29 protein-coding genes and 1 riboswitch are annotated in these 23,954 nt (G+C 49.2%); of the genes, 21 read left to right on the plus strand and 8 right to left on the minus strand.

The features are described 5' to 3' along the window. The first annotated feature begins 14 nt into the window (after positions 1-14). From ACFCTO_RS08020 to ACFCTO_RS08045, 6 genes are all read left to right on the plus strand, one after another. Positions 15-533 (plus strand): CBS domain-containing protein, encoded by a 519-nt coding sequence (locus tag ACFCTO_RS08020; protein WP_499876685.1) that lies wholly within the window; start codon positions 15-17, stop codon positions 531-533. 104 nt (positions 534-637) lie between these two features. Beyond that, complete coding sequence (guaA, locus tag ACFCTO_RS08025; RefSeq protein WP_499876686.1) at positions 638-2,173, plus strand: glutamine-hydrolyzing GMP synthase; 1,536 nt, start codon at positions 638-640, stop codon at positions 2,171-2,173. A 1,271-nt stretch (positions 2,174-3,444) separates the two neighbouring features. Further along, a complete protein-coding gene (locus tag ACFCTO_RS08030) occupies positions 3,445-3,771 on the plus strand; it encodes a hypothetical protein (protein WP_444321583.1) in 327 nt (108 codons plus the stop codon). 224 nt (positions 3,772-3,995) lie between these two features. Further along, positions 3,996-4,445 (plus strand): PPC domain-containing DNA-binding protein, encoded by a 450-nt coding sequence (locus tag ACFCTO_RS08035; protein WP_370843355.1) that lies wholly within the window; start codon positions 3,996-3,998, stop codon positions 4,443-4,445. Positions 4,446-4,557: 112 nt separating this feature from the next. Further along, a riboswitch (SAM riboswitch) is annotated at positions 4,558-4,660 on the plus strand. A 103-nt stretch (positions 4,661-4,763) separates the two neighbouring features. Then, positions 4,764-5,234 carry a hypothetical protein gene (locus ACFCTO_RS08040; protein ID WP_370843356.1) on the plus strand — a complete coding sequence of 157 codons (471 nt, stop codon included), beginning with the start codon at positions 4,764-4,766 and terminating at the stop codon, positions 5,232-5,234. Positions 5,235-5,340: 106 nt separating this feature from the next. Then, the gene (locus ACFCTO_RS08045) at positions 5,341-5,556 is read left to right on the plus strand and encodes a hypothetical protein (protein ID WP_370843357.1); all 216 of its coding nucleotides are present in this window, start codon (positions 5,341-5,343) and stop codon (positions 5,554-5,556) included. 51 nt (positions 5,557-5,607) lie between these two features. Here ACFCTO_RS08045 and ACFCTO_RS08050 read toward each other — a convergent pair whose 3' ends face one another. Continuing rightward, on the minus strand, positions 5,608-5,961 hold the full coding sequence (locus tag ACFCTO_RS08050) for a helix-turn-helix domain-containing protein (RefSeq protein WP_292301079.1): 354 nt from the start codon (positions 5,959-5,961) through the stop codon (positions 5,608-5,610). A 149-nt stretch (positions 5,962-6,110) separates the two neighbouring features. On the opposite strand from ACFCTO_RS08050, the gene ACFCTO_RS08055 reads away from it, so the two are divergent. Genes ACFCTO_RS08055 through ACFCTO_RS08065 form a run of 3 tightly spaced genes read left to right on the plus strand, consistent with a single transcriptional unit; the run spans position 6,111 to position 7,569 of the window. Beyond that, the gene (locus tag ACFCTO_RS08055) at positions 6,111-6,323 is read left to right on the plus strand and encodes a DUF739 family protein (protein ID WP_292301081.1); all 213 of its coding nucleotides are present in this window, start codon (positions 6,111-6,113) and stop codon (positions 6,321-6,323) included. Between the two features lie 31 nt (positions 6,324-6,354). After that, positions 6,355-7,083 (plus strand): hypothetical protein, encoded by a 729-nt coding sequence (locus tag ACFCTO_RS08060; protein WP_292301083.1) that lies wholly within the window; start codon positions 6,355-6,357, stop codon positions 7,081-7,083. 18 nt (positions 7,084-7,101) lie between these two features. Continuing rightward, the gene (locus ACFCTO_RS08065) at positions 7,102-7,569 is read left to right on the plus strand and encodes a hypothetical protein (protein WP_370843358.1); all 468 of its coding nucleotides are present in this window, start codon (positions 7,102-7,104) and stop codon (positions 7,567-7,569) included. A 189-nt stretch (positions 7,570-7,758) separates the two neighbouring features. Here the strand turns inward: ACFCTO_RS08065 and ACFCTO_RS08070 are convergent, their stop codons facing one another. Beyond that, positions 7,759-7,992, minus strand: coding sequence for a DUF739 family protein (locus ACFCTO_RS08070; RefSeq protein WP_481325217.1), 234 nt, complete (start codon positions 7,990-7,992; stop codon positions 7,759-7,761). A 1,162-nt stretch (positions 7,993-9,154) separates the two neighbouring features. Here ACFCTO_RS08070 and ACFCTO_RS08075 point away from each other — a divergent pair. Next, positions 9,155-10,108 carry a lactate/malate family dehydrogenase gene (locus ACFCTO_RS08075; protein ID WP_499876687.1) on the plus strand — a complete coding sequence of 318 codons (954 nt, stop codon included), beginning with the start codon at positions 9,155-9,157 and terminating at the stop codon, positions 10,106-10,108. Between the two features lie 129 nt (positions 10,109-10,237). On the opposite strand, the gene ACFCTO_RS08080 is transcribed toward ACFCTO_RS08075, so the two are convergent. The 5 genes from ACFCTO_RS08080 to ACFCTO_RS08100 form a co-directional block, all read right to left on the minus strand. After that, positions 10,238-10,885, minus strand: a complete 648-nt coding sequence (locus ACFCTO_RS08080) for a class I SAM-dependent methyltransferase (RefSeq protein WP_481325215.1) — start codon at positions 10,883-10,885, stop codon at positions 10,238-10,240. 130 nt (positions 10,886-11,015) lie between these two features. Continuing rightward, entirely contained in the window at positions 11,016-12,467 is a 1,452-nt protein-coding gene (locus ACFCTO_RS08085) for a DUF2249 domain-containing protein (RefSeq protein ID WP_499876688.1), read from the minus strand. A 75-nt stretch (positions 12,468-12,542) separates the two neighbouring features. Next, on the minus strand, positions 12,543-12,974 hold the full coding sequence (locus ACFCTO_RS08090; RefSeq protein WP_499876689.1) for a hypothetical protein: 432 nt from the start codon (positions 12,972-12,974) through the stop codon (positions 12,543-12,545). Further along, entirely contained in the window at positions 12,958-13,287 is a 330-nt protein-coding gene (locus tag ACFCTO_RS08095) for a hypothetical protein (protein ID WP_499876690.1), read from the minus strand. Before ACFCTO_RS08095 ends, ACFCTO_RS08090 begins: the two co-directional genes overlap by 17 nt. 291 nt (positions 13,288-13,578) lie before the next feature. Continuing rightward, entirely contained in the window at positions 13,579-14,694 is a 1,116-nt protein-coding gene (locus ACFCTO_RS08100) for an RNA-guided endonuclease TnpB family protein (protein WP_499876691.1), read from the minus strand. Between the two features lie 212 nt (positions 14,695-14,906). On the opposite strand from ACFCTO_RS08100, the gene ACFCTO_RS08105 reads away from it, so the two are divergent. From ACFCTO_RS08105 to ACFCTO_RS08150, 10 genes are all read left to right on the plus strand, one after another. Continuing rightward, positions 14,907-15,455, plus strand: coding sequence for a TetR/AcrR family transcriptional regulator C-terminal domain-containing protein (locus ACFCTO_RS08105; RefSeq protein WP_481325210.1), 549 nt, complete (start codon positions 14,907-14,909; stop codon positions 15,453-15,455). 135 nt (positions 15,456-15,590) lie between these two features. Beyond that, a complete protein-coding gene (locus ACFCTO_RS08110) occupies positions 15,591-15,917 on the plus strand; it encodes a cupin domain-containing protein (protein ID WP_014016268.1) in 327 nt (108 codons plus the stop codon). 75 nt (positions 15,918-15,992) lie between these two features. Continuing rightward, positions 15,993-16,637: a flavodoxin family protein gene (locus tag ACFCTO_RS08115; protein WP_481325209.1), complete on the plus strand. Its 645-nt coding sequence runs from the start codon at positions 15,993-15,995 to the stop codon at positions 16,635-16,637. Between the two features lie 28 nt (positions 16,638-16,665). Continuing rightward, on the plus strand, positions 16,666-17,169 hold the full coding sequence (locus tag ACFCTO_RS08120) for a flavin reductase (RefSeq protein WP_118023021.1): 504 nt from the start codon (positions 16,666-16,668) through the stop codon (positions 17,167-17,169). A 131-nt stretch (positions 17,170-17,300) separates the two neighbouring features. Beyond that, positions 17,301-17,780, plus strand: a complete 480-nt coding sequence (locus ACFCTO_RS08125; protein WP_481325208.1) for a low molecular weight protein-tyrosine-phosphatase — start codon at positions 17,301-17,303, stop codon at positions 17,778-17,780. 261 nt (positions 17,781-18,041) lie between these two features. Next, positions 18,042-18,617: a lecithin retinol acyltransferase family protein gene (locus ACFCTO_RS08130; RefSeq protein ID WP_418518308.1), complete on the plus strand. Its 576-nt coding sequence runs from the start codon at positions 18,042-18,044 to the stop codon at positions 18,615-18,617. Positions 18,618-18,994: 377 nt separating this feature from the next. Further along, positions 18,995-19,588, plus strand: a complete 594-nt coding sequence (locus ACFCTO_RS08135) for a class I SAM-dependent methyltransferase (protein WP_499876692.1) — start codon at positions 18,995-18,997, stop codon at positions 19,586-19,588. 106 nt (positions 19,589-19,694) lie between these two features. Next, positions 19,695-20,936 (plus strand): peptidase T, encoded by a 1,242-nt coding sequence (pepT, locus tag ACFCTO_RS08140; protein ID WP_499876693.1) that lies wholly within the window; start codon positions 19,695-19,697, stop codon positions 20,934-20,936. A gap of 267 nt (positions 20,937-21,203) precedes the next feature. Then, a complete protein-coding gene (locus ACFCTO_RS08145) occupies positions 21,204-22,514 on the plus strand; it encodes a C1 family peptidase (protein ID WP_499876694.1) in 1,311 nt (436 codons plus the stop codon). 14 nt (positions 22,515-22,528) lie between these two features. Further along, positions 22,529-22,852, plus strand: coding sequence for a winged helix-turn-helix transcriptional regulator (locus ACFCTO_RS08150; RefSeq protein ID WP_499876695.1), 324 nt, complete (start codon positions 22,529-22,531; stop codon positions 22,850-22,852). A 41-nt stretch (positions 22,853-22,893) separates the two neighbouring features. On the opposite strand, the gene ACFCTO_RS08155 is transcribed toward ACFCTO_RS08150, so the two are convergent. Continuing rightward, positions 22,894-23,355, minus strand: coding sequence for a nuclear transport factor 2 family protein (locus ACFCTO_RS08155; RefSeq protein ID WP_444321334.1), 462 nt, complete (start codon positions 23,353-23,355; stop codon positions 22,894-22,896). A 127-nt stretch (positions 23,356-23,482) separates the two neighbouring features. Here ACFCTO_RS08155 and ACFCTO_RS08160 point away from each other — a divergent pair, with 127 nt between their 5' ends. Then, positions 23,483-23,950: a macro domain-containing protein gene (locus ACFCTO_RS08160; protein ID WP_499876696.1), complete on the plus strand. Its 468-nt coding sequence runs from the start codon at positions 23,483-23,485 to the stop codon at positions 23,948-23,950. Positions 23,951-23,954 lie beyond the last annotated feature (4 nt).

Here is a 23,954-nt window from a genome sequence, read left to right on the forward strand (position 1 = left end):
AGGGGGGATAGACAATGGCTGAAAACATCAATAAAGGTCCGGGACCGGGCGAAGACAAGGAAGCGGAACGCCCTGTCGTCCGCGTCAAAGATGTCATGGAAAAGGTTTTCGTCTCGGTGACACCGGATATTCCCATCCGCGACGTCTTCCGCATCTTCATCAAGCATCGCCTGCTGGCTGTGCCCGTCGTCGATGAAGAAGACCACCTCATTGGCCTCATTTCCAGCGCCGACCTCATGTACCGCAGCTCGAAGCCGCATATTCCGCGCCTGCCCTTCATCGGCACCAAGATTTATACCAGCCGCGTCGGCAAATACGCCAAGGAATTCAAGAACCTCCTGGATCAGTCCTGCGAAAAATTGATGACCAAGAACGTCATGATTGCGACGCCCAAGGCCGACGTAGAACAGGTCGCAGCCGTCATGATTCTGGAACACTTGAAGGTTCTTCCTGTCGTGGACAACAAGCGCGTCGTCGGCATGATTACCCGGGCCTGCATCCTCAAAGATTTGTATCGGGAATGGAAGTATTAGACCTTTGTGACTAGTCACTCTCTGCCTCGTGTGCTATAATATTATAATCGAATGATTTAGGCAGCGGCCGCTGCCGCAGAAAGTATTTCACGAGGAGGCACTTAATGGATACCAAAGAACTCGTCATCGTTGTCGATTTTGGTGGTCAGTATAACCAGCTCATTGCACGGCGCGTCCGTGAAAACCACGTATACTGTGAAGTATACCCGTATCACAAAGCAGTTGCAAAGATTAAAGAACTTCAGCCCCAGGGCATCATCTTTACCGGTGGTCCTGGCAGCGTCTATGAAGATAATGCGCCGAAGATCGAAGAGGAAGTCTTCCATCTCGGCATCCCCGTCCTCGGCCTCTGCTATGGCATGCAGTTCATGGCTCAGACCTTAGGCGGCGAAGTCAAACACGCCGACATGCGCGAATTCGGCAAGACCGAAATCGATGTCAATACGGCTTCGCCTTTGTTCAAAGGCCTGCAGGAAAAAGAAATCGTCTGGATGAGCCATCAGGACTACGTCGCTTCCATCCCGGAAGGCTTTGAAATCGTAGCCTGCACGGCCAACTGCCCGGTCGCTGCCATGCAGAACCCGGCTAAGAAGCTCTATGCCATGCAGTACCATCCGGAAGTGCTCCATACGGAACACGGTAAGGAAATGCTCCATAACTTCCTCTTTGAAGTCTGCGGCTGCACCGGTTCGTGGACCATGGCCAACTATGCCAAGACGGCTATTGCCAATATCAAAGAAACCGTCGGCGACGGCAAAGTAGTCCTGGCCCTTTCCGGCGGCGTCGACAGCTCTGTCGCAGCAGCCCTCATCTCCAAAGCCGTTGGCAGCCAGCTGACCTGTATCTTCGTCGACCACGGCCTGCTCCGCAAGAACGAAGGCGACGAAGTCGAAGCGGCCTTCAAGGACAGCGGCATGAACTTCATCCGCGTCGATGCATCGGAACGCTTCCTGAAGAAACTCGAAGGCGTCAGCGACCCTGAACGGAAACGGAAAATCATCGGCGAAGAATTCATCCGCGTCTTTGAAGATGAAGGCCGTAAAATCGGTTCCGTCGATTTCCTGGCCCAGGGGACCATTTATCCCGACGTCATCGAATCCGGTGCCGGCGATGCAGCCGTCATCAAGAGCCATCACAACGTAGGCGGCCTTCCGGCTGTCGTCGATTTCAAAGGCCTCATCGAACCGCTCCGCAACCTCTTCAAAGACGAAGTCCGCGAACTCGGTGCCGAACTGGGCCTGCCGGAATACCTCGTATGGCGCCAGCCTTTCCCGGGACCGGGCCTGGCTATCCGCGTCATGGGTGAAATCACCAAAGAAAAACTGGCCATCCTCCGCGATGCCGATGCCATCTTCCGCGAAGAAATCGCCAATGCCGGCATGCAGCGCGATATCAACCAGTACTTCGCCGTCCTGACCAATAACCGCTCTGTCGGCGTCATGGGCGACTTCCGTACCTATGACTACACCTTGGCCCTGCGCGGCGTCACCACGACTGACTTCATGACGGCTGACTGGGCGCGTATCCCATACGACGTCCTCGATAAAATTTCCAGCCGCATCGTAAACGAAGTAGACCACATCAACCGCATCGTGTACGACATCACCAGTAAACCACCCGCAACGATTGAATGGGAATAGTTGCAAATTGCCTCACAAATCGCTTAACCAAGCCGTTTGTGAGGCTTTCTTTTTTTCAAAAGTTCCAAAAGTGTACCAAAAAATTAAAAAAAACTTTTTTGGGGGCCTATTTTTGCCAAATTTCTCGAACAAAAAAAGTGCATTTTTATACGTATGAAATAAAATGGTTACAAAAGCCGAGTAGATTTGCAATGTAAAAATATACACGGCCAACGGCCTTGTGCGTAGGGGCTGCCCCAGACAAGGCGGCCCGCTGTGAGATTTAAATATAGCCTGTTCTGATATAATGGCAGGTCTTTATGAATTTGAAATGGACAAAGCAAACAGGCGCTGTCTTCGCGTGACAGCGCCTGTTATACTAGATTTTTGATGATTGAATTTTTCAAGTAGACGGCAATGTCTGCCTGTGATATACTGAATCCGAGGTTTTGCCTAAAACGGTAGGCGGTTGGTCCCTTGCTTTTCCCGGAGGGACTTTGTGTGCCCCTCCAATCCAAATGGAAAGGAGGGGAGGACAATGACTTTAACGGTGGATCTGTTTATCAGTATACTATCTTTCGGTATGGCCGCATTTGCAATTGGTTATGCCCTAGGTCAGAGTTCAAATAAAACACAAAAATAGCCGCCAGAGACCCCCATCTTAAGCGACTATTTTTGTTGACTTATCGGGGCCAACCGTCTATCGGCAGGACCTCTTTTCATGTCTATTATAACGTCATTTATTTATCTTCGTCAAGCGGATACTATGTGATGGATTTAGGCAGTTAGCCTTTACTGTACAGTTGTGGAGTCGGACTCATATGCGGCTTAGCCGCGAGATACTCAAATCGTATTACGAATATGTGCCACTCGTCATAAATTCCGGCTATGCACAAAATTCATGCGGCCTTTTTGGCCCGTCAGGCGCCGACCATAAGAAGGCGCCTGACGGTTGCCAAAACGGACAGTTGTGGCTGTCCGCCTTTATCAGGATGGCCCCTACAGAATCGTAGCCAGGCGATGAAAAAGGAACGTCGGTTACCGATTACAAAAAAATATACACGGCCAACGGCCTTGTGCGTAGGGGCCGACCCGGACAGGGCGGCCCGCTGTGAGATTCAAACATAGCCTATTCTGATATAATGGTAAGTCTTTACGAATCACGAATCACATGACGTGTCATTAATTCTGAATTTACAAACTTCCTTTGCAGGACTTTATAAGTTTTTTGTAGAATCTATATAGCATATCTTGAGATTGAGAGGTAAGCTTTTTTAAGGAGGATGAGGCATATGATGAAACGAATTGTAAGTATGTTGCTATTTACTGGAACTTTATTGATAGGAAATACAGTGTTTGCCTTTTATGCAGATGAAAGCTCTGCTGTTAATCTTGGGATGGTTCAATCCTATAGCCGTTCAGCAATCAACGTTATTGATGATGACGGCACGGCGTATACTTTTGTTTATGATAATAGGCCTCATTCGGACTTAGGTTTTTGGAAACTTGAAAGCGAAGACCAGTGGCATCAATGGGAATTCGGCTTGCAACAACAATCTCACATGGAACAATTGGCTAGCTGTGGTTTCTATGCGTTGAAGACTCTTGGAAAATTGTAAGCGCTTGTGAAACGGGAAGGGCGTTATTATGAAGAAATTACTTATTTTCACTCATCCTTCGGGAATGTGTGGATTGAGCTTTGGTGTGGAGAATGGTAAAATCGTTTCGATTACAGCCTATATGGATCAATAGAGAGGGTACTCTACAAACGAACTAACAAGTCTCTTTTCTGGTGCCGGTCTTACAGTGGCAGTAGGTTATGATGTTACAGGAGGAATGACGTATGGATTATCGCAAATTTGGTGAAACTTATTATATTCGGATGGACAAGGGGGATGAAATCATCAGCACGATTCTGGGAATTTGTCAGAAAGAACAGATTGCATCGGCCATTTTTTCGGGCATCGGCGGGTGCCGTTCGGCAGAAATACAGACGTTCATCCCAGAAACGGGCAGTTTTGAAGTTCAAGAGCTGAAGGGGATGCTGGAGCTGGTTTCGTTGACAGGCAATATCGTCAGCGATGATGATGGAACTTATTTTCATCATACTCACGCTGCTTTTTCTTATAAACAGGATGGGGAACATCACGTTGCGGCAGGGCACATCAAATCGATAGAAGTACTGTACACGGCAGAAATCGAATTGCGCCCCGTTATAGGAGGACGGATTCGGCGGAAATATGACCCAGAAACGGGGACCGGCTTTTGGGATTTCGGGCCAGAAACGGATTAAGCTGGCCACTGTCTTGTACCTCCCGATGGTCGGCACTTCTGAGGATATTTTCACTTTATACCTAATAGTGTACTATTTGAGTAAACATTTTATATGTTTGATGAATGAATATCAATCATCCAGAGCAGTTGAGGGACTGGCCCTATGATGCTGCGGCAACCTCCGTGGGGACGGAAGGTGCCAATTCCAGCGGGAGTTTTCCCGGCAGATGAGCGAGAAATGGAAGGGATTTTGCGCGTCATCTGTAGCTGATGGCGCGCTTTTTTTATGGCTTTGTCATCGGCACGTCTTTATTTATTTTGTAAAAGGGGTGTTCGTATGAGTAACGAAGTATCTGCACAGGCCGTCAACCGGTCGGGCCTGTTGCGAAGCGAAGACTGGTGGGCCGTATGGCTCGGATTATTTATCGTCGTCCTCGGTGCCGGACAGATCTGGCACGTCGATTTGCTCGGCTGGGCTGCTAAGTTCGGTGTCTGGATTATCGTCTGGTTCATTTACCATCTCAATGACCCGCGGGCAGCCGTCGCATCCGGGGCTGGCAAGGTTTCCAAACGGGAAATCTGGGAACGCTTCCCGAAATTCATCATTGGCTTCGTCCTGGCCCTGGTCGTCATTTTTGCAGCTGGCTGCAGCCGGGCATCGTCGACGCTGCGAAAGCCGGCGCCGGACAGGCTAACCTCCTGCGGGCCGTCTTCTTTGGCCTCTGCTTCTTCTCTATCGGCCTGGTCACGAATGTACGCAAGCTCTGGAAATCCGGCCTGGGCCGTGTCATCGGCGTCTATGCCGTAGCCCTCGTCGGCTTCATCATCTGGGTCGGCCTGTTCATTTCTTACATCTTCTATCACGGCATTGTTCCGCCGACATTATAACTTCATCATAGAAAGGATTGATTGCTATGGCATCGCGAATCACTTCTGCCGCTTCGACGGCTGACGAATATTACTACAACCAAACCGTAACCCCGACAGACGCTGCGACCCATACGGGCCAGCTCGAACGGGATGCAGACGAATATTTCCCCTTGCAGCCCATCGAAAAGAAACTCTGTGCCTATTCCCTGGGATTGGGCCTGATGGCCTTGTTCATCGTCATCTTTGAAGTCTTCGGCTGAGGCTTATTATGGAAAAAGGGCTTGTCGCATGTGCGATAAGCCCTTTTTTATTTATTTTTCGTTGTCGAGATTTTTGAAGCGGACGAAGTCGAGGACGGCCTTCTTATTGGCATCGTCTAAGGTACGGTAGAGGGATAACAGCTGGGTTTCGTCAGGCGAGAGCGTACTGGTCAGGGAATCCGTGTCCGGTTCCATGCGCACGTCGTACCCCATGAGCCAGGATTCGGAGACATGGAGGGCACGGGCTATGAGCATGACATTGGTTTGTTTTGCTTTCCAACGTCCATTTATGTAGGAACTGATGATACCGCGGGTCAGGCCGGTTTTGCGGGCCAGGTCTACAGCGCGCATTTGACGGTATTCAAGGGCTTGTTTCAGGCGTTTTCCAAAAATATTATTTTCCATGGGGTAACCTCCTTTTTCTTCCACAAGTATACAATAAACGTTTAGAAATCTCAACATTTTGTGCAAAAAGCCTTGACGATAGGCTGTTTTTATAGTACTATTTTTTTGTGAAGAAAAGTACAGATTTCAAATCAAAAAAGGAGGACCCTATGACGTATGATTATTCTAAACTCTACGGCCGCATGGCAGAGATGGGCATTACCCGTGAAGAATTGGCAAGACAGTTGGAAATAAGCCGCTCTACGCTGTATTCTAAGCTGACTTCGCGGACTGAGTTCACGCAGGATGAAATCCGTAGATGTGTAGAGATTTTACGTCTGGATGTACGCGATTTGTCACTGTATTTTTTTAAGACTAAATAGTTTCGATACCAAATCAACAGGAGGGAAAAAGATGCTGAAAAAATGGATTTCCACAGGTGTATTTCTATTGTGCCTGATGTGCAGCCCTATGGCTTTTGCCTATGTCGATGATGCCGGTGTCATGAACCAGTTCGACTATGACAATGCGACACCCCTTTGGGATTACATCAATGCCAATGGTTATCGTTTCTATGGACAAAGCTCGATGGATGACCAGTACATCAAGACCGATAACAGCATGTTCATCACCATCAGCCGCGGCGGCTTCTTGGGCGATTTTTACAGTTATCCTGCTGGGACGCTGACACAGTTGATTTTCTTGAAGCCCGGCCCGATGACCGATAAGGGCATCCAGGTAGGTGACAAGGCGGAAAAGGTCATCAAAGTGTATGGGCAGGCATATCCTGCTGACCGGAAAGACGTGTACAGTCATGATCCGAATACCGGGTTCTGGGTACAGGGGACGAGTAATTACAAGACGAACTATGGCGACCAGCAGAAATTCCACTATATGGTCCTTACCTATTATGACCGCCAAGGTCATCACCTGCATTTTCTGGCCGATAAACATTCGGAACGCATCAAAGCCATCATTTACTGGAAAGGCCGGCCTAATTTAGGAGAAACGACGTATGCGCAAGGTATCATGTATGGGCTGTCGAACTTAGGACTGACGCGGTTCGTTTTAGAAAGTGAAATGAAAGAACATCCGTTGAAATCAGGATGGCGCGCTATAACCGATGCTTGGCACGGGATTTAAGATAAGGAGGAATTTGCTATGAAATGTTATAATCATCCGGACCGGGATGCAGTAGGGACGTGTGTGGATTGTGGAAAGGGATTGTGCCAGGAATGTATGGACCTTTGGACCATTCCAGTCTGTACGGATTGCAATTTGAAGCGCTGGCAGGCCACGAAGCATGAGGTATTCAAAGAATTTGCCATTACAGCGGTCTTCGCCATCATCGGTCTTGTCTTTGCGTTCCATGGATATAATGGGCTGTTCAACGCCATCGCAGTCATTTGGATGATGGCCGGAGTTTATCCGGGCTGGAAGATGCTGACCCGGATTACGCCGAATGTTTTCTTGATATTGCCGCTCATCGGCTGGGTCTTATACTTTTTCGTAAAATTCTTTATAGCCATGCTGATTGGCTGGATTTGCCTGCCTGTCCGGCTGTTTAAGAATATACGGACCTTGAAAGAGGCCAAAAAGGTAGAAATGGCGGCGGCTTCATTAAAATAAATGCAGCTTAGGGGACTATCGCATGAAGGCTGGTTCCATCGTGCGAAGTCCCGTTCTCTTTAAAGGTTGTAGTACGGAGTTTGTAGAAGAGAGCTTTAAATTAAAAAAACATTTACGAAAAACTACAAACTGTAAACTTAATGCTCAAAAAAGGCTGTCTTTGTGCAACAGCCTTTTTTTGCATGTGTGTTAAATTTGCAGAACCGTGAAGAAATAGTGGGCTATTTCTTCTGGCGGGATGTGGAGTACAGATACGATTTTTCGGATTTCATCCTGCGTGAAGTCACTTTGGGAACGCAGTTTCTTGGCGAGTGATTCAGGACTGATGGAGATTCTTCTGGCCAATGCTGGAATTGTCAGTGAACGGCTTGTCATGAGGTCTTGTAAGGCGCTGTAATCGTAGATGTCGTTTCTTTGTTTCATGAGAGCTCCTCCTTCCATGTTTTCTTTTTTTTTGCGCCTTACAAGGAAACCGCCTGCGGCCAGGGAACAAGGGCGGCGTAGCCGTGCTATTTACCCTTGTTCCCTGGCCGCAGGTGGTTAGGCTCTTAAGCAAAAAAAATTCCGTTAGGTCTTTTTATTTTCGTTAGGACTCTTTTCGGCCGGCGCACGTTAGTGCGTACGGCCGCGATTTTTTTAGGCAATTGTTAACCCCATCTCGATGAGATTATGGTCATGTATCATTCGTTATCTCATACAGGCGATAGGAAAAGAACACAGGCCGAAAAAAATCATGGCCAGTGGTCTTGTGTGTAGCGGCCAAAGCCTCCCATGTTAAGGGGAGGGGGACCACGAAGTGGTGGAGGGGTTCTTTACGGCAGCCCGCCAGAGAGAGTTCATCACATCTCATTCGAGTATAACGGCAGGTTTTTACGAGCTACAAGCCATTTGTCATGAAAACTGGGTATACACAGGCTTTACGGCGGGACGGCTTTTATCCGTCCCCTACGGAATCGCAATCAGGCGATAGAAATGAACGAAGGTCCCAGACGGGGCATTTTTTACGAGCCGAGGGTCACTCGAGGCGATGTCGTTATTCTGAATATGTTGCCGCAAAGCGGCATCTGAGTCCGAGGCGGCCTGCGAACTGCGGTCTGCGACCGGCGGGGCCGTCGGCCCCGAAATTCGATGAACGACTTTACGCCTGGCCGTCAGGACTCTATCAAAGTTAAAAGGACTAGCGCATGAAGGTTTCGGCCATATCATGTGCTAGTCCTTTTTTTGAGGAGATAATCGGATTTTACCGCGTCTTATATCCCTGGTATTTGTCTTTTAACGTAGTTCGGCGAATCTTTGCCGTAAGCCGCGATGAAGTCGTTGATTCCCTGGCGGACTGTAGCGTCCCAGCGGGGGCTTTGGACGGCTTGGGCTTGTCATGATTCCTGGCCTCCTGTACCGTAGTTGACATTTTTACATACTGCATTATAGGCCCGGATTTTTTTGGATTTGTATAAAGTATGAAATAAATAGGTAAAATTGAGAGCCTAGGGATTGTTGTAATTACAACGGACAAAGAGGGTGTTTTTTTGATATAATATATAAATAGACTTTTTCTATATGCTATAGTGAACAGGAGGCGTTTTGTATGGCTTTTAAGAAACGTGTGGTAGGGGTCATCGGCTTAGGTCATGTCGGGGCTCATGTAGCTTTTATTTTAGGGGTCCTCGGGATTGCCGATGAAGTCAAGTTATGCGAAGTGAAGTCGGAAAAACTGGTCAGTGAACGGCAGGATATGATGGATGCCGTCATGTTCATGCCTCATCGTGTCAATTACACGATTGCCAGCTATGAAGAATTGGCAGACTGCGACGTCATCGTCAATGCTATCGGCGACATTACGCTCTGCGCATCGGGGAACCGCGACGATGAAATGCATTTCACTGTGCCTCAGGTCGCTGATTATATCCCCAAGGTCATGGCCGGCGGTTTCCAGGGCATCATCATCAATATCACCAACCCTTGCGACGTAGTTACGGACCTCATCGCTAAGAAGAGCGGCCTTCCGAAAGGCCATGTTTTCGGTACCGGCACGGGGCTGGACAGCTCGCGCCTGGTCAGTGCCATTTCCCAGCAGACCGGCCTGGATCATCATTCCTTCTCGGCCTACATGATGGGGGAACACGGCAATTCCCAGATCGTCCCCTGGTCGCTCATCAAGTTCGGCGGCAAATCCCTGGCAGAACTGGAACAGAATCCGGCCTATGTCTTCGATAAGGCCCGCGTCCAGGATGAAACCATCCATGCCGGCTGGGTCACCTATTCTGGCAAGCACTGCACGGAATACGGCATCAGTATGACGGCAGCTACCATGGTCCGGGCCGTCCTGCGGGATGAACGGAAAATCATGGCAGCCAGCGCGCCTTTAGATGGTGAATACGGCGAAACGGGCATCTTCTGCGGTGTCCCGTCGGTCATCGGCGCCAATGGCATCGAAGAAGTCATCGAATATAACCTGCCGGAACAGGAAATGAAGGACTTCAAGGCCTGCTGTGCTACGATTCGCGCCAACATCGCCAAAGCCGAAGAATTTTGGAAATAATGTGGGTATTTTAAGCTGTTAGTGGCCAGCTGATGGATTTAAATTTAAAATCATTCACTGAAAACGACAAATGATGAACGACCTACAACTAACGTAAAAAGGCGCTGTCTTCATGCGACAGCGCCTTTTTTATCGCCCTTCGACGCAGATCCAGCGGTGGTCTTTTTCGATGTGGACCTGGACGGAAGAGAAGCCGGCATCATGGAAAATGGTTTCAAAGGTTTCCGGCGTCGGGTTATAGAGGTGGTAGCGTTCGATGTTTTCCCGGACGTCAGCGCTGAGGCCGTCGTGGCCGTAGATTTCGGCGATGAGCAGGAATGTGCCGCCTGGTTTCAGGACGCGATGGACTTCCTTCAGGTTTTCCGGTGGATTGGGCCAGAAATAGAAACTTTCGACGGTCGTGATTTTGTCAAAGGTGTGGTCGGCAAAGGGCAGGGCTTCGACAGAACCTTCGCAGACTGTCATTTTTCCGGCAGCTATATCGTCAGCATTCGTCTGGCGTGAGGTCTGGACCGACGTCGCTGAATAGTCCACGCCAGTCAGATGGCCCGTCGTGATGTGGGCGCTCATGCGATGGAGATTGGCCCCGCCGCCGCAGCCGATGTCCAAGACCGTTTCATCGCCGTGCCAATGGAAATGAGACAGGCCCCATGCTGTGAGGGCGGCATGGCTCTCATTCATGCGCGCCAGCATCTGCTGCCCCGCTTCCCCGGTCGGTTTGGCCGGATTGCCGGCCGTCGTAATGGCTTTTTGCCGTTCTTTTTCTGTATTGGTCATGATGATAACTCCTTTCGTAATCCTATCATCAAAATCATACCACGATGTCACAGTCAGAGAAAGGGTCGGCGGGCCAGAATTGGAAAATGTGCAGAACTTTGGCTGACTTCATGCGCCAGACTCTTTCCTTTTACTTGCATCCTCCTTTTTTATCGGAGAATTTTTCTCTTAGCATCTGGTTGATTTCATTTCTTTCTTTTCCCTGTTTTTCCATTTGTTTGATCAATTTATACGCATGAAACAGTGGGGACGGAGCGATTTCAGAACTGAAGAAGCCGATGCCCATGTTCCAGGCCAGTTGTTCGAATACGTCGTCCAGGGCTCTGGAGTCCAGGCCATTGGCATAGGCTTTCAGCAGTTCCCGCATGGCCTGCCGCATCCGTCCGGCACCGACGGCATTGGCCAGCGAAAGCAGGAGGCGGATGTTATAATCGAGATATCGTTTTTCGCTTTTCCAGGTCATATCCCAAAATTCGACAGCCAGTTCGCCCAGCTTTTCATCGATCATGGGATAGTTCGTGATGACCGCCGGCCGTTCTGGCGCATCTTCTACGTTCCCTTTTTCCTCGGTCCGATAGAAATAAGCGTGATATTCATGTTCTGCTGTTTTTTCTGTATAATGCTCATATCCCAGCATTTCCATGATCTCATAGAGGGGGATTGGTTCAAAACTTTGAATGACTTCCATCCCTTCGCCGACGGGAAGCTTGGCTGCCTGTTTTTTCAGCCCATCAAGGAAATTACCGGCGATGCCGCGCACATCAATTTTTTTAAAACTTGCCACTTTATCTTTCCATTCTATATTTTTCATGAGGTCTGCCCCTTTCTGTTGCCTGTTCATGATACGGTCATTACAGGCATTTTTTATTGTTTTCTTCGTCTTTCTGGAATGAGTATAGCATGGCAGGGGAGACAAGTATGTTGGTTTTATAACATAATTCGATAATAAACCGCACTCATGCTGAACTCCATTCTGATAAATAAAAAAATAGCCCGGCAAGGATACATCATCTTGCTGGACTATTATGCGCAAATTTGTAAAAACTAGAGAAACGTTGTGTACTGAACGGTACGCACGGTGGTGGGAGAGGTCGGGATTTAAAATAAAAAATCCCGATTTATTATTTACCCATAAGCCTTCATTTTTTCCATTACCGGCAATCCATACTGGATCTATGGTTTTCACTGAATAGGATATATCATAATAATTCTTATCCATTCCATCACTGTCCCTGATTTTTATTGGCCCGTCAATTCTATTAATTGTATAATCAAAAATTTTATTTTTAGTGAACAATCTTTCAGATTTATAATGGTCAAATTCACGAATTAATATTTTATTAACAATTTCTTTTTCTGATAATCCTTCTGCATCTGATACTGCTATACGATTACATTGAATCGGTTCTACTAGTATGGAGTCATAAGAATAGAATATTAAATATACAACTCCTATTAGTATAATTGCTATATTTTTTCTTCTCCCTTTCTTTGTCCGGATGTATTTATAAAAGGAAACTGCCGCCACAAAAAAAGCAAAAATATATAAGATAAATAAGGCATCACTTATAAATGTAATCATCTTAATCCCTCCGGATTATTGAAAGACGGAAATCCCGATAAATATAAACATTAAAATTATATTTATCCTGGTAATCTATTTTTCTGCTAGTAAATAACTCAAACTTCCCACATGAAAAACACAGTCATCTTCTTCGCTAAGGTTCATATCGGTGCTGATGAGGGCAATCCAGTCCTTGCGGTTATGCCGGTTACGCACACAAACAATTTTGGCCATCGCTGTTTCTTCGCTGACGTCTTCTTGCTTCACATGAATTTTCACGGGGACGGACAGCAGGTATTTGGAACGGCCGCGGCGCTTCTTGCAGGCTGCAAAAATCTGCTTGACCGTCATGCGCTTTCCCTCAAATTCGTAATAGCACTTAGCACTCCGCTTGATCATGGCAATTGCATGGAGTTTAAGACCCAGGATATCGAGTAGCTGCCTCGGGTTAGAGAACCAGCTGTCGAAGAGGACATACTTGGCAGAAATCCCTTCACCAAGCGCTTCCTTAAGTAGGCGAATCATGACCGTAGTCCCTTTTTCCTTGAACATCTCCTGTCGCTTGTGCGAGAGTGTCCGATGGTCGAAGGAAGGTTTCTTGATACGTATTCCTGGAGAAACGTTTCTGCCATTTGGAATCTCGTTGCTGCATATAGAAACTGGAAGCACGAAAGACATTGCTGAGAATGTAGGCAAAAAGACATTCAACGGAAATTCCTTTGGCTTTATCGCCACCACAGGCACGAAATAAGCGGATTACCTGAAAATTTGAAAGAAAGTTAGAAATAGAATGAGAAATCTGGTTTTCATTGAGGCGATTTGATGATAAAATAGACATAGCGTAAAGCTCCTTTCGAGTAGTGTTGCCTATATCTATTTTCGACAAGGATAGGTTTTACGCCTTTTTTTGCTTCAAAAATCTTTTATAAATCATAGTTGACTAGCATTTGAGATGTGGGAAGTTTGAGTATAGGAAAAGAACCACTGTTGTGAACGTACTCCCGCCTATAGAGGCGGGAGCTTCCTGCTTCAACGAGAACAGCGCCACGGACTCCAAAGAGTTGCGGCGGCTTACACTCTCTCCACAGGCGTAGATTCCCGTGCGCCCCACGGTATGTTATGGATTATGTCAGGCAAATATCCGCCTGGCTTCTTCCCGAATATTGATGGCCGCGTTTTTATCGCGGTTATGGTGACTGCCACATTTAGGGCAATCCCATTCCCTTACAGATAAGTCCTTGGTTTCGTGATTCTGATATCCGCAAACATGGCACAGCTGGCTGCTTGGATACCACTTGTCTATCTTGATAAGCTGTTTGCCTTGCCAAGCCAGTTTATACTCCAGCATGTTCGTGAACATATTCCAGCCATTGTCGGCTACGGATTTGCCAAAGCTGAACTTGCCACCCTTTTTCCGCTTGGCCATCGCTTTGACGCTAATATCCTCAATGCCAATGGCATCATAGCGATCTGCAAGGTAGCGAGCCTTCTTATGCAGGAAATCCTGACGTTGATTGGCCACTTTCTCATGAAGAATAGCTACGCGCAGTCTTTGTTTTTCTCTGTTGTGACTTCCTTTCTGCTTTTTGGATAGCTTTCGCTGTGCCTTAGCCAATCTTTTCTCTGCCGTTCTCAGGAAATCGGGATACTTAGCATCCGCCTCATCGGAAGCCACATACAAGCCGTGCATCGCAAAATCTAGCCCCAGGAATGTCTTCGGTATGACCGGGAGTATTTGGTTTTCATACTCCACCAGCATACTGATATAGTACTTTCCTGATGGCGTCTTGCTGATGGTTACGGTCTTTATGATACTGTTTTCCGGCAAGGGACGATGCTGACATAATTTCACCCAGCCTATTTTCGGCAGTTTCACCTTATGGCCCTCGATTCGGACAGAGCCTTTCTGGTTGTTCGTGGAATACGAAGCACGACAACTCTTCTTGGACTTGAAGCGCGGCTTGCCGAAATGCTGGCTGTCATTCCAAAAGTGGCTGTAAGCCTTATTGAGGTTCATTTGGGCATTGGCAAGGGCTAAACTATCTACTTCCTTTAGCCAAGGGAATTCTTCCTTGTACTGCGCAGGCGTGTTATTCAGCTTTTGGCCGGTTTCTTTATAATAGTCAATGCGGTCACTCAGCATCTTGTTGTAGATGAATCGGACACACCCAAAGGTCTTGGCAAACATAATTTTCTGTTCCGTTGTCGGATAGATTCTGTATCGGTATGCCTTATTCACTATCATCACCTGCCTTGACTTTCCCAATCCTTTCACTCTTACTATTGATTATACTGCAAATCAACTTGTGAAACCATTGCTTTTCTGATGGCATCGAGCCCTCAGAAAAACCTGCAATTCATCTCACCGCCTAAAGAGGCGGGAGACTTCTTGCAGAATCAGGTTAAATTATATTTGATTGTAATCATATTTCATCCATGAATGAAGGGGAGACTTTTATGATTGAACGGCCTACCACGAAGCAGTTATTGGCTGCTTCCCTCATTGAACTTGCTGGGAAGAAATCCGTTGACAAGATTTCGGTCAAAGAAATTGTCACCAACTGCGGCATGACAACGACAACCTTTTATAATCATTTTGCGGATAAATATGTACTACTGGCTTCTATCTATAACAAAGAAATTGAGCCGGCTTTCAGCCAACTCGGCAGCAAAATCATCTGGCGTGATGCGTTGCGCATATTCTGTACTACCCTTTCGGATAAACAGTCGTTTTTTCTAAATGCGTTGAAAAACACATCAGGGCAGACCTCCTTCCGCTATGCGACTAATGACTACGCCATCGATTTACTGCGTGAGCGCCTGCGTATTTTAGGTAAAGAAGATGAACTTCCCATAGAAATTGATTTTTTGGCTAAGTATTATATGCGTTCTATCTCTGAGATGATTCAGGACTGGTTTATTGGTGGGCAAAAAATTGCTCTCGATAATTTTATCGAACTACTTGTCCTCGCCATGCCAGAACCATTAAAGAAGCATCTGCTTTAATGGCAGGTTGGCGTTCTGCACAAAATGACAAGTTCGTTTAGAAACACACGATTTTCTAACGAGATTCTGCCTTCCTCCCGTGCTATAATAATTCAGTCGAAAAAAACAAGAAACCTACTCAGGAGGATTATCCATATGTCTGTTTTTCCAGAAATCATCCGCCATATTCCACAACGTGACTATGGTATAGAAGGGCTGACGGTTCGCGTGGACCATACGTCTACAGGCACGGTCTACTTCGTCAGTGCGGAAAAAGAAGTCCATTTCCCAGAGCATGCCCATGCGGAACAGTGGACAATTGTTGTCAGCGGTAAATGCCTGTTGACAATGGATGGCGCAACCAGGACGTATCAGCAGGGCGATACATACGTCATCCCAGGCAATAAGAAACATCAAATCACACTTTGCGCTGGCTATGCGGAAGTCGATTACGTCGACGATCCGTGTGACGGCGAAGCATAATCTATTTTTGCGCGGCCTGCGGTTATGAGTACATTGGCGATATCAACAAAAAATCATAGAGGAGGAGAGATTCCTATGAAAAAGATACTGATACTGAATGGTGGCCCCCGGAAGAACAACAACACTGCAAAACTCCTGGCATCTGCCAGGGAAGGTGCTGTTTCTGCCAGAGCCGGCGTCGAGACTATTGACTTATATAATCTGAACTTTACCGACTGTCGCAGCTGCCTAGCATGTAAGAATAAAAAGATTGCCGTGCCTTGGAAATGCTATTGGAAGGACGGCTTGACGGAAACGCTGGAGAAAGTCTATGAGGCAGATGCAATTATCATCGGCTCGCCAATTTACTTCGGGGAACCAACGGGCGAGGTCCGTTCCTTTATGGTCCGCTCGACCTTTCCGGCACTATCCTATGATGATTATAAGAGCACGTTTACGGGAAAAATCGATGTCGGCATTATCCTTACGATGAATGCAGACCAGAACTACTACGATGAGCACTACAAACCGCGCATGGAAGAATACTTCTGGCCGTTCCATTTCCTGAACGGGAAAACGGAAATACTGGCTTCCTGCGATACGCTGCAGGTACCGGATTACAGCCGATACCGTATGGCATCGTGGGATGAAACGAAAAAGAAAGCGCATCACGCCGAGCAATTCCCGAAAGACCTGCAGGCGGCCTTTGATCTTGGAAAGAGACTGGCCAGCCAGCAGTAACTGTTTTGTTGTGAAAGGATAAACTTTTATGAATACGAAAGATTTTCAGCCAGAGATTTTCAAACTCTTTGATGACCAGTGGGGCATCCTGACCGCCGGCGATAAAGACGCCTTCAATTCGATGACGATTAGCTGGGGTATGCTGGGAACACTCTGGTGTATGCCTCACAAGGGGAAGAATGTCTGCGCAGTATTTGTCAATCCGGCGCGTTATACGTATGGTTTCATGGAAAAGAGCGACTACTACACTGTCTCGTTCTTTGACAACAAGAAGTATCAGAAAGCTCTCGGTATCATGGGAAGCAAATCCGGCCGGGATATGGATAAAGCAAAGGCCAGCGGTCTCACCCCAAAATATCTGGAGCATGGCGTGACCTACGAAGAAGCAGAGATTACTTTTGTCGTCCGGAAAATCTACCGCCATGAGCTTCAGCTGGGGCAAATGCCAGCGGATGTCATCGAGGGATTCTATACCAAAGGCCGTGTGCCGCACACGATGTATATCGGAGAAATCATCGAGACCATCCGGTAAATCCCGGCTATCAACCCTATAAGCTTCACATAATCATAATCTCCCTTTTCTGTTATAATTATAGGGGAAATTTCACCTACAAAAATTACGGTGTAGGAATCATAGCCTTTTACGGCTTTGAGAGGAGTTAAATGATCTTGATCAGGATACTTTTCATTTGCCATGGCAATATCTGCCGATCGCCCATGGCGGAGTTTGTATTCCGGCAGATGGCAGAACAAGAGGAAATGGCGGACCGGTTTGACGTGGCTTCGGCGGCTACGACGGATGAGGAAATCTGGAATGGCTGTGGCAATCCGGTCTATCCGCCGGTGGAACGGCTGCTCCGGGAGCACGGTATGAATCCCGATGGGAAGCGGGCTGTTCTGCTGACGGCTGAGGATTATGATTTTTATGATTATTTCATTGGCATGGATGATGAGAACCTGCGGGACATGAAGCGCATCTTCCATGGCGACCCGGACCAGAAGTGCCATCTTCTCATGGATTATACGGCCAATCCCCGGCCCGTAGCCGACCCGTGGTATACGCGGGATTTCCAGCGGACCTGGGACGATGTCCAGAAAGGCTGTCAGGGACTGCTGAACTTCCTGCAGGGACTGCCAGGATAGAAAAAGCCCCGGAGCGGGAGGTCTCCGGGGTTTTTTCTGATTCTATGATACCAAGTTTAGCGGCACGCTGGCCGGTGGACAGTACGGCGAACCTCTCCGATTCGGGTCGGGAGGCCATCCTGGCAGAGGGGTTCGGTAACGGGCCGGTGGGTTGCCGCCGGGGATAGCTGACTTCGTTTACAGTTATTACTATAACGGCATTATGTAAAAGAATGGTGACAGCCTGGTAAGAGTTGGGCAATTTTGTAGGGAGTGACGACGATGGCCATTGATTTGAATTCGATTTTGTCCTTATTGCAGGACGATGGGGCGCCGGAACATTGGGCCCGGCAGGCACCGGTCATGGGCGACCATATCCGCGTGCGCCGGCTGGGCGGCTTGTATTATCATCACGGCATCTATGTCAGTGATGATGAAGTCATCGCTTTTGCCGGAGATGACGACTACAATCCCATCGACTGGTGGGATACGGAAATCCGGTCGACGTCGTTCGATGAGTTCCGCCAGGGCGGTGACGTGGAAGTGCGTCAGTATACGCCGGAAGAACAGGCGCAGCTCTGTTCTGTACCCGAGACGATTGCCTTTGCCCGGGCCTGCCTGGGCAATAAGAAATACGACCTGCTCTTCCATAACTGTGAACACTTTGCCAATGCCTGTAAGCTCGGTGTCTACCGCAGCCGTCAGACGGAAGATATCCTCTTCGGAGAGGCCATCCCCAAGGCCCTGGAATGTATCGGCGACGAAGCGCAGCGGGACCAGTGGCTCCAGGATGCCTGGCACGATTTGACGGCCCAAGTCCTGGATAAACTGCGCCGGGACCTGGAGACTCATCAGTAAAGAGTCCATTCGTCGATTTGTTGGAAGTGGTTTTCGCATCTATATAAATAGTAGGTTCATTTTGCGTAGGTACTGCGTAAGAAACTGTGTAAAAATTGTGTCTTCTCTAGCCACTAGTTGCTAGCCACTAACCACTTAAAAGGGCTTGTTGTTGTATGGCAGCCTTTTTTATGCGGGAAGTGGTCTGGCAGCTTGTAGGGGCTCGCACGTGGCGAGCCCGTCAGGTATTGTGCGATACTTGTGAACCGGATTTGAGTGAACGGGCGCCCCACGTGGCGCCCCTACAGAAAAAGGCGCTGTCTTCATGTGACAGCGCCTTTTGCTATTCCCTGGAAGCGAGTATAATAAGGTATCATATAATTATGGAGGGCATAACGATGGATGAACGGGAATGGGAACAGTTATTGCATATCAAGACGGCTGGCCGTGACGACAGCCATTCCGATGGGGAGCACCATCCTTATGAGCCGACGGATTATAGTGTCCTCGAACGATTGGCCAACAGCGGCTATATTGGCAAGAAGGATACGCTCATCGATTACGGCAGCGGCAAAGGACGGGTCAGCTTCTTCCTGGCTTATCAGACGCGCTGTCAGGCCATCGGTGTGGAATACGACCGGCGGCTGTGGGAAAAAGCCCTGGCCAATGGACAGACGGCGGCGTCCCGGCGGCGCGTGACCTTCGTCCTGGCCGATGCCGTGGAGTACGAGGTCCCGCCGGAAGGGACTTGTTTCTTTTTCTTCAATCCTTTTGCCCTGCACACGCTGAAGCGGGTCCTGGGGAAACTTTTCGACGCCCATTACCAGGCGCCGCGGCCGATGCACCTGTTTTTCTATTATCCTTATGAAGAAACGGAAGCTTTCCTGACGCATCATCCCAACCTCGTCGTCGAAGACGTCATCGACTGCCGGGACCTGTTCGATGAGGACGATGACCGGGAAAAAATCCTGGTCCTGCGGCTGCGTGACTGATTATCGGCAATTTATCTTATGAAAATATTCAAGTTGAACGATTGATAAATTGCCGATAACGGCATAAAATTGAATTAACGATTCTTAAAGAAGGAGAATGATTACTATGATAGACACGGAACACGTTGTACAGCGTTTTTTGAAGTATGTTTCTTTTGATACCCAGTCCGATGAAGACAATGATGCCGTCTGCCCGAGTACACCGGGACAGCTGGTCTTTGCCAAGGCCTTGGCAGAGGAACTGAAGGCAATCGGCTTGTCCGACGTCACCTTGGATGAACACGGATATATCATGGCCACGCTGCCGGCCAACGGGGCAGAAGGCCCGGTCGTCGGCTTCATTTCTCATGTCGATACCAGTCCCGATGCATCGGGGAAGGACATCAAGCCCGTCCGGGTCACTGATTATGACGGGAAGGACGTCGTCCTCAACGAAGCACAGGGCATCGTCTTTTCGACGAAGGCTTTTCCAGAAGTCCTGAAATACAAGGGTCAGGACATCCTTTTCACGGATGGGACGACCCTCCTCGGGGCCGACGATAAAGCGGGCATCACGGCTATCGTCAGCGCTATGGAATACCTCATCCAGCACCCGGATATCGCTCACGGAACGATCCGCATCGGCTTTACGCCTGATGAAGAAACGGGGCGCAGTGCGGCTTTGTTCGATGTGAAGCAGTTTGCTGCCGACTTTGCCTATACTGTCGACGGCGGCGAACTGGGCGGTCTGGAATATGAAAACTTCAATGCTGCCAACCCGGTCATCACCTTCCATGGCCGCAGCGTCCATACAGGCGACGCCAAAGGAAAGATGGTCAACGCATTGTCGATTGCCGCAGAATGGCAGCAGCTCCTGCCGGCCGGGGAAAAACCGGAATACACCGAAGGCCATGAAGGCTTCTTCCACGTCTATAAACTGAATGGCGACGTCGAAACGTGCACGATGCACATGCTCGTCCGCGACCACGACCGCCAGCGTTTTGAACGGCGCAAGGCCCTGCTGCAGCAGATGGCTGATTTCTTCAATGAAAAATACGGCGATGGGACCGTTGTCGTCACGCCGCATGATGTCTATTATAATATGCTGGAAAAAATCGAAGACGGCCATATGGATGTCGTCGACTTGGCCAAAGAAGCCATGGAAGCAGTCGGCGTCACGCCGCAGGTCGCTCCTATCCGCGGCGGTACGGACGGAGCCCAGCTCTCGTTCCGCGGCCTGCCGTGCCCGAACTTGTTCACTGGCGGCGCCAATTTCCACGGCCGCTATGAATACCTGCCCATTCCGTCGCTGGTCAAGGCCTGCGAAACGGTCATCGAAATCGCCAAGCGGGCAGCCCAGCGTCCGTAGGCGCCGGATGGTCCTGCAACGATGAACAACCTGTGACAAGAAGAAAAGACCTTCGTAGGGGCCGTCCCAAAGGGCGGCCCGCCTGATATGATGGTGTATACGTAATGCATAACGGGTGATGTGTGAAAACATTCCTCATATACCTGAATAGTTATATCCAAGATTCACAGCGGGACGCCTTAGCAGGACGTCCCCTACGGAGCGGTTCAGGCGATGTGGCGATTCTCGTCATTCTCAGGATGGGGAATGATAAAAGGGGGAATTTTGATGAAAGAGATTACTCATGATATGTTAGCCCAGTTCCGCACGGCTTATGAAGCCGACGGGCAGGCCCAGGTCCTTCATTCGGCCCTGGCCAAGACGGACATGGCTGACCTGGCTTATGTCCCCGTGGCCGGTGCCCGCCTTCAAGGCGCTTTTTCGGTCGAAGTGAAGACGCGGGGCATTACGGCCCAGCAGAAATCCGGCCGTTGCTGGCTCTTTGCGGCTTTGAATATCCTGCGGGAAAAGGTGGCCGAAACGTGCCACCTCGACCAGTTCGAGCTGTCCCAGAATTACTTGTCTTTTTACGATAAATTGGAAAAAGCCAACAATTTCCTGGAAATGGTCATCGACAACGCCCAGGAACCCATAAAAGGCCAGCTCATGCAGTACGTCCTGCGGGGCATGACTGACGGCGGCTATTGGAGCGAAGCCGTGGACCTCATCGAAAAATACGGCGTCGTGCCCAAACAGGTCCAGCCGGAAACGTATCAGTCCAACCACACAGACCGCTTTGTAGCGACATTGAACCGCCTCCTGCGCAAAGATGCCATGGAGTTGCGGGAACTCGTCCAGGCCGGTGCGGACCCGTATCCGCGCAAGGCGGCCATGATGGCCGAAGTCTACAAGGCTGCCTGCATCGCCTTTGGCCAGCCTGTCCAGAACTTTGACTTCGCCTACCGCGATAAAGACGGCAACTACCATGAAGAGCGGGACCTGATGCCGCAGGCTTTCTATCAGAAATACGTCGGCCTGTCCCTGCGCGATTATGTCGCCGTCATCAATGAACCGACGGCAGATAAGCCGCTGGATACGCCCATCCAGTTCCATGCCGTCGAAAATATGGCCGGCTGCGACATGAAGGCCCTGAACCTGTCGCAGGAAGCCCTGGAAGAACTCTGCGTCAAACAGTTGAAAAACGGTCAGGCCATCTGGTTCGCCTGCGATGCCGGGGCTTTCGGCGCCCGCAAGGAAGGTATCTGGGACCCGGCCAGCGTCCAGTACGAAGCCCTTTTGGGCGGCTTTTCGACGGCCATGCCCAAGGGCAAACGGCTGGAGTATAACAGCAGTTCGGCGACTCACGCCATGTTGCTCACAGGCGTCCATTTCGACAAGGAAGGCAAGCCGGACCGTTGGAAAATCGAAAATTCCTGGGGCAAGGATGTCGGCGACAAAGGCTATTTCGTCTGCTCTGAAGCTTATTTCAAGGAATTCGTCTACGAATCTGTCATCGACCGCCGTCATTTCAGCCCGGCCCAATTAGCCATGCTGGAAAAGGCCCCTGTCGTCATCAACGCCTGGGACGAAGATTATTAGAAGGGAAGGCTTTTATGTATACGTTTGATGGCAAGGCCTATGACTGCCCTTTCGATTGTTTCATTGACATCATCAAAGGCAAATGGCGGACGTCTATCTTACTGGCCCTGGCAGATGGACCGGTGTTCTTCGCCAATCTGCAGCGGTGCCTGCCGGGCATCAGTGCCAAAGTGCTGACGGAGAACCTCCACGTCTTCGAGCGCAACGACCTGGTCCGGCGGAACGTCCATGCCACGGTGCCGCCGACTGTCGAATACAGCCTGACCGACAGAGGGGAAAAGCTGATCAATGTCATGCAGGGCATCAACGGCTGGGTCGATGGCTTTTTTGGCAAGTGAAGAGGCACTGCCTTGATGCGACAGTGCCCTTTTGAAAAAATCTAGAACATCGTATTGTCGTTGGCTGCTTTTTCCGGGATATCCTGGATGACATCCCAGTGTTCTACGATTTTGCCGTCTTTGATGCGGAAAATGTCGACAGCAGCCTGACCACGGTCTTCTTTATTGAGTTTGATGTGATTGTGGATGAAGACCAGGTCGCCATCGGCGCCGATGTGCTTGATAACGGCCGAGCTGTCCGGATAGGCTTTCAGGAAGCCCGTGACGCCATCTTTAAAGGCCTGTTTGCCATCGGCGAATTCCGGGCTGTGCTGCTTGTATTTGGGACCGACCATCGTGTCGATGACGGCTGTGTCGTGTTTATTGAATACTTCATTCCAAAAATATTCAGCTGCGGCTTTGTTGTTTTTAAAATGGGGCGTATCGGCTGCCAGTGACGTCCCCATGGGCAGGCAGCCGACAAGGGCCAGGGTCAGGCCTAAAAGGATTGATTTTTTGTTCATGTAAAAGGACCTCCTTGATTGATGATTTTATTATAAAGAATATTTCTCAGTTACGGAAGAAGGCACTTTCAGGTCAGGTCCTTACGTAGAGGTAAGTATTGGCTTTTTCACTCAAGGAGGGATTTTCATGGCATTTTCTATCGTTCACGGCGATATTGTCCAAATGGAAACGGATGCTATCGTCAATGCAGCCAATTCTGGCCTTCTCGCCGGCAGCGGTGTCTGCGGGGCCATTTTCCACGCTGTCGGGCCGCGGGCCCGGGAACTCCAGGAAGCCTGCCTGGCCCAGGCGCCCTGCCCGACGGGGCAGTCGGTATTGACGGACAGTTACGGATTGAAGGCGAAATATATCATCCACACCGTCGGTCCCATCTGGCAGGGCGGCCAAAGGGGAGAACGGAACCTACTGGCCAACTGTTATGCCACGGCCCTGGCGTTGGCAGCGTCGCACGGCTGCCGATCCATCGCCTTTCCCCTCATTTCGGCAGGCATCTTTGGCTATCCGAAAGCAGAAGCCTTGGACGTCGCCCGGGAAGCGGCAGCGGCTTTCTTGAAAAATCATGACATGGATATTTACTTGGTCTTATATCCCTAGGAGA

The organism is Megasphaera indica, assembly GCF_046614755.1.
Taxonomy (GTDB): Bacteria; Bacillota; Negativicutes; order Veillonellales; family Megasphaeraceae; genus Megasphaera; species Megasphaera intestinihominis.

Excerpts from the sequence above, each read along its gene's own strand:
- ACFCTO_RS08045 (WP_370843357.1), top strand. The coding sequence starts at position 5,341 with ATGGCATCGCGAATCACTTCTGCCGCTTCGACGGCTGACGAATATTAC.
- pepT (WP_499876693.1), top strand. The coding sequence starts at position 19,695 with ATGATAGACACGGAACACGTTGTACAGCGTTTTTTGAAGTATGTTTCT.
- ACFCTO_RS08020 (WP_499876685.1), top strand. The coding sequence starts at position 15 with ATGGCTGAAAACATCAATAAAGGTCCGGGACCGGGCGAAGACAAGGAA.
- ACFCTO_RS08155 (WP_444321334.1), bottom strand. The coding sequence starts at position 23,355 with ATGAACAAAAAATCAATCCTTTTAGGCCTGACCCTGGCCCTTGTCGGC.
- ACFCTO_RS08130 (WP_418518308.1), top strand. The coding sequence starts at position 18,042 with ATGGCCATTGATTTGAATTCGATTTTGTCCTTATTGCAGGACGATGGG.
- ACFCTO_RS08070 (WP_481325217.1), bottom strand. The coding sequence starts at position 7,992 with ATGAAACAAAGAAACGACATCTACGATTACAGCGCCTTACAAGACCTC.
- ACFCTO_RS08075 (WP_499876687.1), top strand. The coding sequence starts at position 9,155 with ATGGCTTTTAAGAAACGTGTGGTAGGGGTCATCGGCTTAGGTCATGTC.
- ACFCTO_RS08110 (WP_014016268.1), top strand. The coding sequence starts at position 15,591 with ATGTCTGTTTTTCCAGAAATCATCCGCCATATTCCACAACGTGACTAT.
- ACFCTO_RS08145 (WP_499876694.1), top strand. The coding sequence starts at position 21,204 with ATGAAAGAGATTACTCATGATATGTTAGCCCAGTTCCGCACGGCTTAT.
- ACFCTO_RS08060 (WP_292301083.1), top strand. The coding sequence starts at position 6,355 with ATGCTGAAAAAATGGATTTCCACAGGTGTATTTCTATTGTGCCTGATG.
- ACFCTO_RS08115 (WP_481325209.1), top strand. The coding sequence starts at position 15,993 with ATGAAAAAGATACTGATACTGAATGGTGGCCCCCGGAAGAACAACAAC.
- ACFCTO_RS08040 (WP_370843356.1), top strand. The coding sequence starts at position 4,764 with ATGAGTAACGAAGTATCTGCACAGGCCGTCAACCGGTCGGGCCTGTTG.
- ACFCTO_RS08050 (WP_292301079.1), bottom strand. The coding sequence starts at position 5,961 with ATGGAAAATAATATTTTTGGAAAACGCCTGAAACAAGCCCTTGAATAC.
- ACFCTO_RS08150 (WP_499876695.1), top strand. The coding sequence starts at position 22,529 with ATGTATACGTTTGATGGCAAGGCCTATGACTGCCCTTTCGATTGTTTC.
- ACFCTO_RS08105 (WP_481325210.1), top strand. The coding sequence starts at position 14,907 with ATGATTGAACGGCCTACCACGAAGCAGTTATTGGCTGCTTCCCTCATT.
- ACFCTO_RS08125 (WP_481325208.1), top strand. The coding sequence starts at position 17,301 with ATGATCTTGATCAGGATACTTTTCATTTGCCATGGCAATATCTGCCGA.
- ACFCTO_RS08055 (WP_292301081.1), top strand. The coding sequence starts at position 6,111 with ATGACGTATGATTATTCTAAACTCTACGGCCGCATGGCAGAGATGGGC.
- ACFCTO_RS08090 (WP_499876689.1), bottom strand. The coding sequence starts at position 12,974 with ATGATTCGCCTACTTAAGGAAGCGCTTGGTGAAGGGATTTCTGCCAAG.
- ACFCTO_RS08160 (WP_499876696.1), top strand. The coding sequence starts at position 23,483 with ATGGCATTTTCTATCGTTCACGGCGATATTGTCCAAATGGAAACGGAT.
- ACFCTO_RS08080 (WP_481325215.1), bottom strand. The coding sequence starts at position 10,885 with ATGACCAATACAGAAAAAGAACGGCAAAAAGCCATTACGACGGCCGGC.
- ACFCTO_RS08035 (WP_370843355.1), top strand. The coding sequence starts at position 3,996 with ATGGATTATCGCAAATTTGGTGAAACTTATTATATTCGGATGGACAAG.
- ACFCTO_RS08120 (WP_118023021.1), top strand. The coding sequence starts at position 16,666 with ATGAATACGAAAGATTTTCAGCCAGAGATTTTCAAACTCTTTGATGAC.
- guaA (WP_499876686.1), top strand. The coding sequence starts at position 638 with ATGGATACCAAAGAACTCGTCATCGTTGTCGATTTTGGTGGTCAGTAT.
- ACFCTO_RS08030 (WP_444321583.1), top strand. The coding sequence starts at position 3,445 with ATGATGAAACGAATTGTAAGTATGTTGCTATTTACTGGAACTTTATTG.
- ACFCTO_RS08085 (WP_499876688.1), bottom strand. The coding sequence starts at position 12,467 with ATGATTACATTTATAAGTGATGCCTTATTTATCTTATATATTTTTGCT.
- ACFCTO_RS08095 (WP_499876690.1), bottom strand. The coding sequence starts at position 13,287 with ATGTCTATTTTATCATCAAATCGCCTCAATGAAAACCAGATTTCTCAT.
- ACFCTO_RS08100 (WP_499876691.1), bottom strand. The coding sequence starts at position 14,694 with ATGATAGTGAATAAGGCATACCGATACAGAATCTATCCGACAACGGAA.
- ACFCTO_RS08065 (WP_370843358.1), top strand. The coding sequence starts at position 7,102 with ATGAAATGTTATAATCATCCGGACCGGGATGCAGTAGGGACGTGTGTG.
- ACFCTO_RS08135 (WP_499876692.1), top strand. The coding sequence starts at position 18,995 with ATGGATGAACGGGAATGGGAACAGTTATTGCATATCAAGACGGCTGGC.